Source organism: Mizugakiibacter sediminis (genome assembly GCF_000953855.2).
Classification (GTDB): Bacteria; Pseudomonadota; Gammaproteobacteria; order Xanthomonadales; family Rhodanobacteraceae; genus Mizugakiibacter; species Mizugakiibacter sediminis.
In genome coordinates this window covers 15,724-29,878 of record NZ_DF970151.1, presented here as the reverse complement: position 1 = coordinate 29,878, position 14,155 = coordinate 15,724, and the positions used below count along the sequence as shown (strand labels likewise).

General features: G+C 72.9%; 14 protein-coding genes. 9 read left to right on the top strand and 5 right to left on the bottom strand.

The window, feature by feature from the left end; translation table 11 throughout:
* Positions 1-15: 15 nt before the first annotated feature.
* Entirely contained in the window at positions 16-714 is a 699-nt protein-coding gene (locus tag MBSD_RS02235) for a response regulator transcription factor (protein WP_201797442.1), read from the bottom strand.
* A gap of 332 nt (positions 715-1,046) precedes the next feature.
* Positions 1,047-1,898, bottom strand: a complete 852-nt coding sequence (locus MBSD_RS02230; RefSeq protein ID WP_062534659.1) for an NAD-dependent epimerase/dehydratase family protein — start codon at positions 1,896-1,898, stop codon at positions 1,047-1,049.
* 56 nt (positions 1,899-1,954) lie between these two features.
* Between MBSD_RS02230 and MBSD_RS02225 the strand changes: the two genes are divergently transcribed.
* The 5 genes from MBSD_RS02225 (at position 1,955) to MBSD_RS02205 (ending at position 8,048) form a co-directional block, all read left to right on the top strand.
* A complete protein-coding gene (locus MBSD_RS02225) occupies positions 1,955-2,503 on the top strand; it encodes a shikimate kinase (protein WP_062534657.1) in 549 nt (182 codons plus the stop codon).
* The gene (gene aroB / locus MBSD_RS02220; RefSeq protein ID WP_062534655.1) at positions 2,500-3,597 is read left to right on the top strand and encodes a 3-dehydroquinate synthase; all 1,098 of its coding nucleotides are present in this window, start codon (positions 2,500-2,502) and stop codon (positions 3,595-3,597) included. The genes MBSD_RS02225 and aroB overlap by 4 nt, the downstream gene beginning before the upstream one ends.
* Before the next feature lie 193 nt (positions 3,598-3,790).
* Entirely contained in the window at positions 3,791-4,051 is a 261-nt protein-coding gene (locus tag MBSD_RS02215; RefSeq protein WP_062534654.1) for a WGR domain-containing protein, read from the top strand.
* Positions 4,041-5,120, top strand: coding sequence for a uroporphyrinogen decarboxylase (gene hemE, locus MBSD_RS02210; protein ID WP_062534652.1), 1,080 nt, complete (start codon positions 4,041-4,043; stop codon positions 5,118-5,120). Before MBSD_RS02215 ends, hemE begins: the two co-directional genes overlap by 11 nt.
* A 114-nt stretch (positions 5,121-5,234) precedes the next feature.
* Entirely contained in the window at positions 5,235-8,048 is a 2,814-nt protein-coding gene (locus MBSD_RS02205) for a valine--tRNA ligase (protein WP_062534650.1), read from the top strand.
* Positions 8,049-8,051: 3 nt separating this feature from the next.
* Here MBSD_RS02205 and rimI read toward each other — a convergent pair whose 3' ends face one another.
* Genes rimI through MBSD_RS02190 form a run of 3 tightly spaced genes read right to left on the bottom strand, consistent with a single transcriptional unit; the run spans position 8,052 to position 9,832 of the window.
* Positions 8,052-8,507: a ribosomal protein S18-alanine N-acetyltransferase gene (gene rimI / locus MBSD_RS02200; RefSeq protein ID WP_062534648.1), complete on the bottom strand. Its 456-nt coding sequence runs from the start codon at positions 8,505-8,507 to the stop codon at positions 8,052-8,054.
* A gap of 25 nt (positions 8,508-8,532) precedes the next feature.
* Positions 8,533-9,030, bottom strand: a complete 498-nt coding sequence (locus tag MBSD_RS02195) for a hypothetical protein (protein ID WP_062534645.1) — start codon at positions 9,028-9,030, stop codon at positions 8,533-8,535.
* Between the two features lie 13 nt (positions 9,031-9,043).
* Positions 9,044-9,832 (bottom strand): CDP-alcohol phosphatidyltransferase family protein, encoded by a 789-nt coding sequence (locus tag MBSD_RS02190; protein WP_062534643.1) that lies wholly within the window; start codon positions 9,830-9,832, stop codon positions 9,044-9,046.
* 126 nt (positions 9,833-9,958) lie between these two features.
* Here MBSD_RS02190 and MBSD_RS02185 point away from each other — a divergent pair, with 126 nt between their 5' ends.
* From MBSD_RS02185 to MBSD_RS02170, 4 genes are all read left to right on the top strand, one after another.
* Positions 9,959-10,393, top strand: a complete 435-nt coding sequence (locus tag MBSD_RS02185) for a DUF4124 domain-containing protein (protein WP_062534641.1) — start codon at positions 9,959-9,961, stop codon at positions 10,391-10,393.
* 105 nt (positions 10,394-10,498) lie between these two features.
* Positions 10,499-12,214: a proline--tRNA ligase gene (locus MBSD_RS02180; RefSeq protein ID WP_062534639.1), complete on the top strand. Its 1,716-nt coding sequence runs from the start codon at positions 10,499-10,501 to the stop codon at positions 12,212-12,214.
* A gap of 178 nt (positions 12,215-12,392) precedes the next feature.
* Entirely contained in the window at positions 12,393-12,908 is a 516-nt protein-coding gene (fabA, locus tag MBSD_RS02175) for a 3-hydroxyacyl-[acyl-carrier-protein] dehydratase FabA (protein ID WP_062534637.1), read from the top strand.
* A gap of 2 nt (positions 12,909-12,910) precedes the next feature.
* Positions 12,911-14,131 (top strand): beta-ketoacyl synthase N-terminal-like domain-containing protein, encoded by a 1,221-nt coding sequence (locus MBSD_RS02170; RefSeq protein ID WP_062534635.1) that lies wholly within the window; start codon positions 12,911-12,913, stop codon positions 14,129-14,131.
* Positions 14,132-14,155 lie beyond the last annotated feature (24 nt).

The following is a 14,155-nucleotide window of genomic DNA, read 5'->3' as shown; positions in this document are numbered from 1 at the left end:
CCGGCGTCGCCACGCTCAGGCCTGCTCCAGACGGTAACCGTGCTGGTAGACGGCGGTCAGCCGCCAGCCGTGCTCGCCGTTCAGCTCCAGCTTCTTGCGCAGGCGGCTGACGTGGGTGTCGACCGTGCGCGTGGTGATGCTGGGGCCGAGATTCCACACGTTCTCCAGCAGCGCATCGCGGCTGACGATGCGGCCGTGGCGGCGGAACAGGTAGCTGGCCAGGTCGAATTCGCGCTGGGTCAACTCGACCTCGCGGCCGTCGATGGCGACGCGGCGGCGTGGCAGGTCGAACGTGTACGGTGCCAGCTCGAGCGTCGTCGGCGTCTCCGGCTCGCCGACGTGCCGGCGCAGCACCGCCGCGACGCGCGCCAGCAGTTCCGCCTGCTTGGGCGGCTTGACCACATAGTCGTCGGCGCCGGCCTCGAGGCCGCGCACGATGTCGGATTCGGCCGCGCGCGCGGTGAGGAACACCACCGGCAGGTCGCTGTTGGCGGAGTGGCGGATCCACTCCAGCACTTCCACGCCGCTGGCGTCGGGCAGCATCCAGTCCAGCAACAGCAGGTCGACCGCCTCGCTGCCGAGACGGCGCCGGAACTCGGCGGCGCTGGAGAACAGGCTGGTGCGGTAGCCCGCGTGCTGCAACCACAGTTCGATCAGACCCGCCTGGTCCGGGTCGTCCTCGAGAAACCCGACCACCCAACCGCGCATGTTCATCGCGCTCTCATTCCCCTTTGCGTAGACCGGCTTCCGTCGCCGCGACGGGCGGTTCGATCGGCCGCGAGGCCGACGCGCCTGCCGGCCCGCCACTCGCGGATCGCGCCATGGTCGCCGGCTTCGATCTCGATGTCGTCGACCCGGACGCCCTTGAGGTTCCCGACCGTTTTCGACACCGCGCCCGTCCGTGCCGCACGGTATCCTCGATGCCCCTGGGTGGGGGCGCGCTGATCTCGATCACCCCGGCGATCGTCATCGTCTCCCGCCTCCGCGGCCGCCGCAGGCCGTCCGACCGCCCCTGCACGGCGAGTGTAACAAAATATGTCGCACGGTCAGCGCGATGCCGTCGACGCCGCGGCGGCATCGATCACCGCGGCATAGCCGGATCGCGCATCCGGCCAGCGCGGCGCGAAGCCGGCCGCGCGCAGCCGGGCGTTGGAGAGACGCTTGCTGCCGATGCCGGACGGCGGCGGTCCTTCCGCCGGCGGCGGTGCGCCGAGGTGCACCGCCAGCGCCGCATACAGTTCGTGCAGCGGCAGCGGCGTGTCGTCCACGCCGACGTAGATCGGCGCCGGCGCCGGCAACTTGAGCAGCAGATCCAGCGCCGCGGCGGCGTCGTCGACGTGGATGCGGTTCGACCAGAACGGCGGATCGCGCGGCGCGCGCGCGCGGCCGGCGCGGATCTGCTCGATCAGGCGCGTGCGGCCGGGGCCGTACAGGCCGGCCAGGCGCAATGCGGTCGCCGGCCAGCGCTGCGCCGCCAGCGCGGCCTCCGCTTCCAGCAGCACGCGGCCGTTGAAGCTGGGCGGATCCGGCGGCGTCGCCTCGTCCACCCAGCCGCCGCCGTGCTCGCCGTAGACCGCGCTGGAGGAGACGAACACGATGCGCACGAGCGCCGCGGTGTCCAGCGCGGCGAGCAGATGGCGCGGGCCGTCGAGGAAGGCGCGGCGGTAGGCGGCCTCGTCGCGCGCCGCCGGCGCCGCCGCGTAGACCAGGTGGGTGATGCCCCGCGGCAGCTCGCGCAGCGTGGCCGGATCGCTCAGGTCCGCGCGCAGCGCCAGCGCGCCCGGCGGCAGCGGCCGCGCGCTGCGGCGCAGGCCCCACACCGCCGCGCCGCGGGCGAGCAGCCGCGCCGCCAGGCGCGTGCCGACGTCGCCGCAGCCGGCGATCAGCACGCGTTGCATGCGCCATCTCCGTCCCGCGCCGACGCGACAACGCCGCGCACTGCTAGCATCGTCATATGAATCCTTCGTCCAACCTGTTCCTGATCGGCCCGATGGGCGCGGGCAAGAGCTCGATCGGCCGCGCGCTGGCGACGCACTACGGCATGGCGTTCGTCGATCTCGACCACGAGATCGAGGCGCGCACCGGCGCCGCCATCCCGCTGATCTTCGAGCTCGAGCAGGAGGCGGGCTTCCGCCGGCGCGAGGCGGCGCTGCTCGAGGAGTTTAGCGCCCGCAGCGGCGTGGTGCTGGCCACCGGCGGCGGCGCCGTGCTCGCCGAAACCAACCGCTGCCTGCTCGCCGCGCGCGGCTTCGTGGTCTACCTGGAAGCGCGTCTCGAGGACCAGCTCGAACGGCTGGCGCGCGACCGCCTGCGGCCGCTGCTGGCCCACGCCGACCGCCGCGAACGCCTCGATGCGCTGAACCGCGCGCGCGACCCGCTGTACCGCGCCGTCGCCGACCTGGTCGTGCCCGGCCGGCGCGAGACGGTGCCGCTCGCATGCGCGCGCGCGGTCGCGCTGCTCGACGCGCACTGGCAGCGTCTCGCGCCGACGGAGGCCGCGTGAGCGTGCGCGAACTCGAGGTGGCGCTGGGCGCGCGCCGCTATCCGATCTGGATCGGCCCCGGCCTGCTGGGCGACGCGGCGCGCTGGCGCGCGCGCATGCGCGGCCGCCACGCGCTGGTGGTGACGAACGCGACGGTGGCGCCGCTCTACCTCGAGCGCGTGCGCGCCGGCCTCGCCGGGCTGGCGCACGACGCGCTGGTGCTGCCGGACGGCGAGTCGTTCAAGACGCTGGACAGTTGCGCGCGCGTGTTCGATGCGCTGGCCGCGCTCGGCGCCACCCGCGACGCCTGCGTGCTGGCGCTGGGCGGCGGCGTGATCGGCGACCTCGCCGGCTTCGCCGCGGCGTGCTGGATGCGCGGCATCGACTTCGTGCAGATGCCGACCACGCTGCTGGCGATGGTGGACTCCTCGGTCGGCGGCAAGACCGCGGTCAACCTGCCGGCGGGCAAGAATCTCGTCGGCGCCTTCCACCAGCCGCGCGCGGTGGTGGCCGACACCGACACCCTGGCCACCCTGCCCGCGCGCGAGTACCGCGCCGGTCTGGCCGAGGTGGCGAAGATCGGCGCGCTGGGCGACGCCGCCTTCTTCGCCTGGCTGGAGGCGCACGCCGATGCGCTCGCCGGCCGCGCGTCGGACGCGTTGATCGAGGCGATCGCCCACGCCTGCGCGCGCAAGGCCGGCGTGGTCGCGCGCGACGAGACCGAGCAGGGCGAGCGCGCGCTGCTCAACTTCGGCCACACCTTCGGCCATGCGCTGGAAGCGGAGCTCGGCTACGGCACGCTGCTGCACGGCGAGGCGGTGGCGATCGGCATGCTGCTGGCGGCGCGGCTGTCGGCGCGCCTCGGCTTGGCCGGCACGGCCGACGCCGAACGTCTGCGCGCGCTGCTGACGCGGCTCGGCCTGCCGGTCGATGCGCCGCCCGGCGCCGGCGCCGACGCGCTGCTGGCGCGCATGGCGCTGGACAAGAAGAACGAGGCCGGCCGCCTGCGTCTGATCCTCTGGCGCGGCATCGGCCGCGCGGAGATCGCCGCCGGCGTCGATGCGGGCGCGGTGCGCGCCGTGCTTGAAGAGCAGGGAGCGGGGCGCAGGGCATAGGGAGCGGGGAAGAGCGTGGCGCATGCCGAGTGGCCCCGGCGCCGGCATCGCGCACACGCCTTCCACCCCCGAGGACGGTCCGACCGAACCGACCGATGTCGTTGTCCGCCCCGCTCTCCACCCCCTGCCCTCCGTTCCCTTCTCTCCGCCCTGCTCCCTGCTCCCCACTCCCCGCTCCCGCTACAATTCGCCGATGCGCATCTACATGCAGACCAAGCCCGTCGCCGACGAGGCGCCGCGGTACTACCAGCTCGTGCTCGAGCAGGACCTGCTCGGCGGCTGGACGCTGTACCGCGAGTGGGGCCAGCAGGGCGGGCGCGCCTCGTTGAAGCGCGAGGTCTATCTGGAGCGCGACGCCGCGCTGAATGCCTTCGAGCACGCCCGCGACGCGCAGCTGAAGCGCGGCTACAAGGTGATGTTCGCGCAGGGTCTGGAGCCGCCGCATGGCCAGTGACACCCTGCGCAACGACCGCTTCCTGCGCGCGCTGCGCCGCGAGCCGACCGACACCACGCCGGTCTGGCTGATGCGCCAGGCCGGCCGCTACCTGCCGGAATACCGCGCCACGCGCGCCCGCGCCGGCAGCTTCCTGGCCCTGGCGAAGACGCCGGAGCTGGCCTGCGAAGTGACGTTGCAGCCGCTGGCACGCTTCGAGCTGGATGCGGCGATCCTGTTCTCCGACATCCTCACCGTGCCCGACGCGATGGGCCTCGGCCTCTACTTCGCCGACGGCGAGGGGCCGAAGTTCGAGCGCCCGGTCGGCGGCGCCGACGACATCGCGCGGCTGCACGTGCCCGATCCGGAGACCGAGCTGCGCTACGTGATGGACGCGGTGCGCCTGATCCGCCGCGAACTGGACGGCCGCGTGCCGCTGATCGGCTTCGCCGGCAGCCCGTGGACGCTGGCCTGCTACATGATCGAGGGCGAAGGCTCGCGCGACTTCGCGCGCGCCAAGGCGCTGGCCTGGAACGAGCCGGCGCTGATGCACCGCCTGCTCGACACGGTGGCGCAGGCGGTGGCGCGCTACCTCGCCGCGCAGGCCGCCGCCGGCGCGCAGGCGCTGATGGTGTTCGACACCTGGGGCGGCCTGCTGGGGCCGGCGCAGTTCCGCGAGTTCTCGCTGCGCTACCACGCAGAGGTCGCCGCCGCGCTGCGCGCCGACCCGGCGGCGCGCACGGTGCCGCTGATCCTGTTCGCCAAGGGCGCCAACGGCCATCTGGAGGCGCTGGCCGACACCGGCTGCGCGGCGCTCGGTCTCGACTGGACGATCACGCTGGGCGAGGCGCGCGCACGCGTCGGCGCGCGGGTGGCGCTGCAGGGCAACGTCGACCCGGCGCTCCTGCTGGCGCGGCCGGAGGCGATCCGCGCCGAGGTCGAGGCGGCGATCGCCGACTTCGGCGCGCATCCCGGCCACGTGTTCAACCTCGGCCACGGCATCACCCCCGGCGTCGAGCCCGAGCACGTGCGCACGCTGGTCGACGCCGTGCACGAGGCCGGGCGGCGCATCCGCGGCACGCGCGGATAGACGCCGCGCCGGGTCCCGCCGCCGCTTGGGCATCCCGGCGCGCCCCCGTACAATCGGCCCTTCCCCGCTCTTTTCGCGCGCGCCGCCGCCGCGGCGCCTGCCAGCCACGCACGCATGGACAAGAGTTTCGAGCCCGCCCCGATCGAGTCGAAGTGGTACGCCCGCTGGGAACAGCACGGCTACTTCAAGCCGTCCGGCACGGGCCAGCCCTACTGCATCATGCTGCCGCCGCCGAACGTCACCGGCACGCTGCACATGGGTCACGCGTTCCAGCACACCATCATGGACACGCTGATCCGCTATCACCGCATGCGCGGCTACGACACGCTGTGGCAGCTCGGCACCGACCACGCCGGCATCGCCACCGAGATGGTGGTGACGCGCCAGCTCGCCGCCGAAGGCAAGTCCCGCAACGACTTCACCCGCGAGCAGTTCGTCGAGCGCATCTGGCAGTGGAAGGCGCAGTCCGGCGACACCATCGGCCGGCAGATGCGCCGCCTCGGCGTGTCCGGCGACTGGAGCCGCGAGCGTTTCACCATGGACGAAGGCCTGTCGCGCGCCGTGGTCGAGACCTTCGTGCGGCTGTACGAGGAAGGGCTGATCTACCGCGGCCAGCGCCTGGTCAACTGGGATCCGGTGCTGAAGACCGCGATCTCCGACCTCGAGGTGGTCAACGAGGAGGAGGACGGCAAGCTGTGGTCGATCGCCTACCCGCTGGCCGACGGCTCGGGGCAGCTGGTGGTCGCCACCACGCGCCCGGAGACCATGCTGGGCGACGTCGCCGTGATGGTGCATCCGCAGGACGAACGCTACGCGCACCTGGTCGGCAAGCGCGTGCGCCTGCCGCTCGCCGATCGGGAGATCCCGATCATCGCCGACGACTATGTCGACCGCGACTTCGGCACCGGCGTGGTCAAGGTCACGCCGGCGCACGACTTCAACGACTACGCGGTGGGCCAGCGCCACCCGCTGCCGCTGCTGAACATCTTCACCGACGACGCGAGGATCAACGACGCCGCGCCGGCCAAGTACCGCGGCCTCGACCGCTACGAGGCGCGCAAGGCGATCCTCGCCGACCTCGCCGCCGCCGGCCTGCTGGTCGAGGAGAAGAAGCACAAGCTGATGGTGCCGCGCGGCGACCGCACCGGACAGGTGATCGAGCCGTACCTCACCTGGCAGTGGTTCGTGAAGATGGACGGCCTCGCCGAGCGCGGCCTCGAGCTGGTCGAGAACGGCAGCGTGCGCTTCGTGCCGGAGAACTGGGTCAGCACCTACCGGCACTGGCTGGCCAACATCCAGGACTGGTGCATCAGCCGGCAGCTCTGGTGGGGCCATCGCATCCCGGCGTGGTACGACGAAGCCGGCAACGTCTACGTCGCCCGCAGCGAGGAAGAGGCGCTGGCGCAGGCGGCGGCGCGCCACGGCGGCCAGCGGCCCACCCTGCGACGCGAGGAGGACGTGCTGGAAACCTGGTTCAGCTCGGCGCTGTGGTCGCACTCGACGCTGGGCTGGCCCGAACCTGCCGCGATGGCGAAGTACGGCTTCGAGCGCTACCTGCCGAGTTCGGTGCTGGTCACCGGCTTCGACATCATCTTCTTCTGGGTGGCCCGCATGATCATGATGACGGACCACTTCACCGGCCGCGTGCCGTTCCGCGACGTCTACATCACCGGTCTCGTCCGCGACAAGGACGGCCAGAAGATGTCGAAGTCGAAGGGCAACATCCTCGACCCGATCGACCTGATCGACGGCATCGACCTCGAGTCGCTGGTGGCCAAGCGCACCTCCGGCCTGATGCAGCCGCAGATGGCGAAGAAGATCGAGGCGGCCACGCGCAGGGAATTCCCCGACGGCATCCCGGCCTTCGGCGCCGACGCGCTGCGCTTCACCTTCGCTTCGCTGGCCACGCACGGCCGCGACATCAAGTTCGACCTCGACCGCTGCGGCGGCTACCGGAACTTCTGCAACAAGCTGTGGAACGCCGCGCGCTTCGTGCTGATGAACTGCGCGGACTTCGCCCTTCCCCCGCCCGCGGGGGAAGGCGGCCGCAGGGCGCAAGGGGGCGTCGTCCCGGCCGCCGTCACCGAAGCCGAGCGCTGGATCCTGGCGCGGCTGGCGCGCACGCTCACCGAGGTGCACGCGCAGTTCGTCGCCTACCGCTTCGATCTGGTCGCGCAGGCGCTGTACGAGTTCACCTGGAACGAGTTCTGCGACTGGTTCCTGGAGCTGGCCAAGCCGGCCCTGAACGGCACCGACCGCGCCGCCGCCGATTCGACGCGCCACACCCTGCTGTACGCGCTGGAGACGCTGCTGCGCGCGCTGCACCCGCTGATCCCGTTCGTCACCGAGGAAATCTGGCAGGAAGTCGCGCCGAAGCTCGGCATCGCCGGCGACACGGTGATGCTGCAGCCCTATCCCGAGGCCGGCGCGATCGCCGCCGACGCCTCCGCCGAGGCCGAGATCCAGTGGCTGAAGGCGGTGCTGACCGGCATCCGCCGCATCCGCGGCGAGATGAACATCACGCCCGGCCGCGCCATCCCGCTGCTGTTCGCCGGCGGCAGCGCCGACGACCACCTGCGCGCGGCCAAGTTCGCGCCGCAGATCGGCTTCCTCGGCCGCATCGAGACGCAGCGCTGGCTGGACGACCGCGAGGCCGAGCCGGCCAGCGCGGTGGCGATCGTCGGCGAGCTGCGCGTGCTGATCCCGCTGGCCGGGCTGATCGACGTCGGCGCCGAGCGCGCGCGCCTGGACAAGGAGATCAGGCGCGTCGAGGCCGAGATCGCCAAATGCAACGGCAAGCTCGGCAACGCCAACTTCGTGCAGAACGCGCCCGCCGCGGTGGTCGAGCAGGAGCAGCGGCGCCTCGCCGACTTCACCGCCGCCCTGGCCGGTCTGCGCGAGCAGGCGGCGCGGCTGGCGGCACTGTAGTCGTCACGCGTCCGGCGGCAGCAGCTCCATCGCCATCACGATCGCGTCCTCGCGGCCGCGGGCGGCGGGGTAGTAGTTGGGACGGCGGCCGATCTCGTTGAAGCCGGCGCGCTCGTACATGGCGATGGCGTGCGCGTTGGACGGGCGCACCTCGAGGAACACGCGCTCGGCGCCGTGCCAGCGCGCGAGGTCGATCAGCCGCTGCAGCAGGCGGCGACCGTGGCCCCTGCCCTGCTCGGCCGGCGTCACGCACACGTTCAGCACGTGCGCCTCGCCGGCGGCCACCGAGAGGATGCCGTAGCCGATCACGCGCGTGCCGTCGGCCAGCACCCAGCAGCTGTAGCCGGCGTTGAGGCAGTCGCGGAAGATGCCGGGCGTCCAGGGGAATTCGTAGGCGGCGGCCTCGATCGCCGCCACCTGCGCGAGATCGTCGCGGCGCATCGCGCGCAGTTCGGGCATACCCGACGCGACGACCGCGGCCACGTCAGCCGTCCCCGCGCAACGCGCGCCGCAGCGTCTTCAGCGCGCGCCACAGCTCGCGCTTGCGCGCCGGCTGCGCGAGCAGCTCGGCCGGCGTGTCGGCCAGCGCGATCGTCGCCCGCGCCTGCGCGGCCGCCGGCAGTTCGCGGCCCAGCGCCTGCGCCTCGCCGAACACGAGGTAGGCGGGCAGTTGCGGCGGCGGCGCGATCGACGCGCCGTTGCGCACCGGCAGCCAGGCGATGTCGTCGGCGCCGGCGCCGAGCCAGGCCAGCGCCGCGTCGACCAGCGCGCGCTGGCGCGGCGTCTCGAGCACGGCCGCGGGCAGCACCACGGCGAGGCGCGTGGCGGCAGGCACCGTGGCGGATGCAGCGGCGGCGGGTTCGGCGGCCGCCTGCATCGCCGGCGCGGCGGCGCGCAGGCGATACGGCGTCAGCCCCAGCGCCCGCAGCAGCGCGCCGCGGCGGGCGGCAGGGTCGGCGGCGGGACGGACGGCGGCCTGCATGCGGACGCGCTCCTCAGGCCGGCGGCTCGCCGCGCGGCCCGCGCAGGCGGCGGCGCGAGCTGCGCAGGCCCCACAGCGTGACGATCGGGCCGGACAGCACGTAGGCCACGCCCATGCCCAGCAGCACGCGCGCGGTATCCACCGCCAGCAGCACCAGGATCAGCACCACGGCGATGATCCACAGGAACGGCACGCGCTCGCTGACCGGCCAGCTCTTGAAGCTGAAGTAGCGGATGCGGCTGACCATCAGCAGGCCGGCCGCCACCGCCAGGAACGGCGTGAAGAAGCAGACGTCGGCGCCGCTGAAGCCGCTGTTTTCGGCCGACCACACGAAGGCCATGCACAGCCCGGCCGCGGCCGGACTGGCCAGGCCCTGGAAATAGCGCTTGTCGACCACGCCCACCTGGGTGTTGAAGCGCGCCAGCCGCAGCGCCGCGCAGGCGGCATAGATGAAGGCGGCCGCCCAGCCGATCTTGCCCCACAGCGGGCCGTAGTCCTTCAGCCCGGCCAGCGACCAGGTGTAGAGCACCAGCGCCGGCGCCAGGCCGAAGCTGACCAGGTCGGAGAGCGAGTCGTACTGCACGCCGAACTCGCTCTGCGTGTGGGTCAGGCGGGCGATGCGGCCGTCCAGGCCGTCGAGCAGGCCGGCCACGAACACGGCGATGGCGGCGTCGGTGTAACGGCCGCCGATCGCGGCGACGATCGCGTAGAAGCCGGCGAACATCGCGCCGGTGGTGAACAGGTTGGGCAGCAGGTAGATGCCGCGCCGCGGGCGGGCGGGCGTCGGTGCGGTGGCGGTCATGCCGGATCCCGTGACGGAGCCGCCACAAGTGTAAACCATGCCACGCCCCGGCCCGGCCGCGTGGGGTAGTATCCGGACACACGGGGGTCCGCGGCCGCAGCCGCACTGACGAGGAGGAGACCCGTGATGCGCAGGCTGCTGCCCATCGCCCTGATGCTCGCCCTGCCCGCCTTCGCCGGGCAGGTCTACAAGTGGACCGACGCCAAGGGCACGGTCCACTACTCGGATTCGCCGCCGCCCCAGGGCGCGCGCTACAGCCGCGTGCGCGTGGAAGGCGCCGGCGTGGAAGCGCCCGAGCCGCCGGCGGCCGGCCCGGCCCAGCCGGCCGCCGGCGGCGGCGCCGCGTCCGCCGCGGCCTCCACGGCGCACGTCGCCGATACGCCGGACAACCGCGCCAAGCTGTGCGCCGACCTGCGCAAGAACATCGCGCTGCTGGAAAGCGACCAGCCGCTGGCCATGGGTGCCGACGGCAGCAAGCAGCAGAGCCTCGACGCCGCGCGGCGCAGCCAGGAGCTGGCCACCGAGCGCGACCAGTACCAGCGCTACTGCAGCGGCCGCTGAGGGCGCCGCCATCGGTCCGGCGCGGCGTTTGGCCGCGTCCGGCGGCGCCGCTACAATCGCGCGCTTTCCTCCTGCGCGCGCCGCGCGCATGCCGCGGAACCGTCCATGCGCCTCAGCCAGTTCCATATCGCCACCGTCAAGGAAGTCCCCGCCGATGCGGAAATCGTCAGCCACCGGCTGATGCTGCGCGCCGGGATGATCCGCAAGCTCGCCGCCGGCATCTACACCTGGACGCCGCTCGGCCTGCGCGTGCTGCGCCGCGTCGAACGCGTGGTGCGCGAGGAGATGGACCGCGCCGGCGCGATCGAGATGCTGATGCCCTCGATCCAGCCGAAGGAGCTGTGGGAGGAAACCGGCCGCTGGCAGAAGTTCGGCGGCCAGCTGCTGAAGATCAGGGACCGCAAGGACGGCGAGTTCTGCTACGGCCCCACGCACGAGGAAGTGGTCACCGACTTCGCGCGCAACGAGCTGAAGAGCTACCGGCAGCTGCCGGTCAACTTCTACCAGATCCAGACCAAGTTCCGCGACGAGATCCGCCCGCGCTTCGGCGTGATGCGCGCGCGCGAGTTCCTGATGAAGGACGCGTACTCGTTCCACCTGACGGCCGAGTGCATGGACCGCACCTACCGCGTGATGTACGACGCCTACGCGCGCATCTTCACCCGGCTCGGCCTGAAGTTCCGCGCCGTGCAGGCGGACACCGGCGCGATCGGCGGCAACGCCAGCCACGAATTCCACGTGCTCGCCGACTCCGGCGAGGACGCCATCGCCTTCGCCAGCGGCTCCGACTACGCGGCCAACGTCGAACTGGCCGAGGCGCTGGCGCCGGCGGCGCCGCGCCCCGCGCCCGCCGCCGCGCTGGAGCGCGTGCCCACGCCGGGCGTGCGCACGGTCGAGGACGTCAGCGCGCATTTCGGCATCCCCGCGCAGCGCGTGCTGAAGACCATCCTGGTGCGCGGCCGCGAGGGCTTGGTCGCGCTGTGCCTGCGCGGCGACCACGAGCTCAACGAGATCAAGGCGGCGAAGCTGCCCGAGCTGCCCGGCGAGTCGGTGCTGGCGGGCGAGGCTGAGATCGTCGCCGCCACCGGCACGCGCCCCGGCTTCATCGGCCCGGTCGGCCTGCCGGAGGCGATCCCGGTGATCGTCGACCGCAGCGCCGCCGCGCTCGCCGACTTCGTCTGCGGCGGCAACGCCGACGACACGCACTACCGCGGCGCGAACTGGGAGCGCGATGCGCGCGTCACGCGCGTCGCCGACCTGCGCAAGGTGGTCGAGGGCGACCCCTCGCCCGACGGACGCGGCACGCTGTCGATCGCGCGCGGCATCGAAGTCGGCCACGTGTTCCAGCTCGGCCAGAAATACGCCGAGGCGATGGGCGCCAGCGTGCTCGACGAGCAGGGCAAGGCGCGCGTCATGTACATGGGATGCTACGGCATCGGCGTCAGCCGCATCGTCGCCGCGGCGATCGAGCAGAACCACGACGACGCCGGCATCGTCTGGCCGGAAGCGATGGCGCCGTGGCGCGCCGCGATCTGCGTGATCAATCCGAAGAACGACGCGAAGGTGGCCGAGGCCGCCGAGGGCCTGTACCGCGACTTGCTGGCGCGCGGCGTGGACGTCGCCCTGGACGACCGCGGCCTGCGCCCCGGCGCGATGTTCGCCGACATCGAGCTGATCGGCATCCCGCACCGCGTCGTGGTCAGCGAGCGCGGCGTCGCCGCCGGCACGTTCGAATACCGCCGCCGCGACGAGAGCGAGAGCCGCGCGCTCGACCGCGCCGCCGTGCTGGCGCTGTTCGAGGCGACGGCCGCGGCGTCGTGACGCCGCGGCGGGCAGCGCCGCCGCGCCTGCCTCCGCTCCGCGCCCGCCGCGCTGCGACCATCCGCCGCAGCGCCGCCGGCGCCGTTCGCGCGCGCATGTCCGGGCGATTTTGACGCGCGTCAGGGCCGTGCCGGACGGCCGCGCCGACACTCGCGCATCTCCACCTCCGAGATGCGCCATGACCCCAGGCACCTCCCTCAGCCGGGACGAACTGCTGGCCTGCGGCCGCGGCGAGATGTTCGGTCCCGGCAACGCACGTCTGCCGCTGCCCAACATGCTGATGATGGACCGCGTGGTCGACATCGACCCCAAGGGCGGCCGCTACGGCCGCGGCTGCGTCGAGGCCGAGCTGGACATCCGCCCCGACCTCTGGTTCTTCGACTGCCATTTCCAGGGCGACCCGGTGATGCCCGGCTGCCTCGGCCTGGACGCGATGTGGCAGCTGCTCGGCTTCTTCCTCGCCTGGCTCGGCCAACCCGGCCGCGGCCGCGCGCTGGGCGTCGGCGCGGTGCGCTTCTTCGGCCAGGTGCTGCCGAGCGCGCGCAAGGTCAGCTACGTCATCGACATCAAGCGCGTGATGCGGCAGAAGCTGGCGATGGCGATCGGCGACGGCCGCGTGCTGGTGGACGGCCGCGAGATCTACACCGCCGAGGACCTGCGCGTCGGCCTGTTCACCTCCACGGCGGGCTTCTGAGCATGCAGGGGCGCCGCGTGGTGGTGACCGGGATGGGCATCGTGTCCTGTCTCGGCAACGATCCCGACAGCGTCGCGCGCGCGCTGCGCGAGGGCCGCTCAGGCATCCGGCCGATGCCGGAATACGCCGAACTCGGCCTGCGCAGCCAGGTGGCCGGCGTGCCGCAGATCGACCTGGACGCCGAGATCGAGCGCAAGACGCGCCGCTTCATGGGCGACGCCGCCGCCTACAGCTACGTCGCCATGCGCGAGGCGATCCACGACGCCGCGCTGGCGCCGGCGCAGGTCAGCGACGAGCGCACCGGCCTGGTCGCCGGCTCCGGCGGCGGCTCCAGCGGCCACCAGATCGACGTCGCCGACCTGCTGCGCAGCCGCGGCGTGCGCCGCATCGGCCCGTACATGGTGGCGCGCACGATGTGCTCGACGGTCTCGGCCAACCTGGCCACGGCCTTCGCCATCCGCGGCATCAGCCATTCGCTGTCCGCCGCCTGCGCCACCTCGGCGCACTGCATCGGCGCCGCCGCCGAACTGATCCGCGGCGGCCGCCAGGACATCGTCTTCGCCGGCGGCGGCGAGGAGCTGCACTGGGGCCTGACCGCGCAGTTCGACGCGATGGGCGCGCTGTCCTCGCGCTTCAACGGCGACGCCGCGCGCGCCTCGCGCCCCTACGACGCCAACCGCGACGGCTTCGTGATCGCCGGCGGCGCCGGCATGCTGGTGCTGGAGGAGCGCGAGCACGCGCTGCGCCGCGGCGCGCGCATCCACGCCGAACTGGCCGGCTACGGCGCCAGCTCCGACGGCGCCGACATGGTCGCGCCTTCGGGCGAGGGCGCGGTGCGCTGCATGCGCATGGCCCTGGCGGAGGCCGGCGCGCGGCCGGACTACGTCAACACCCACGGCACCGCCACCCCGCTGGGCGATCTGGTCGAACTGGAGGCGCTGCGGGCGACGTTCGGCGAGGACTGCCCGCCGCTGTCCTCGACCAAGGCGCTGTCCGGCCACGCGCTGGGCGCGGCCGGGGTGCACGAGGCGATCTATTGCCTGCTGATGCTGCGCGACGGCTTCATCGCCGGCTCCGCGCACATCGAGCGGCTGGACGAGAAAGCGGCGTCGATGCCGATCGCGCGCGCCAGCCGCCATGCGCGGCTGGAAACGGTGATGTCCAACAGCTTCGGTTTCGGCGGCACCAATGCCAGCTTGGTGTTCCGGCGCCACGCAACCTAAATCGAAGCTAAATAGCCCCGCTGA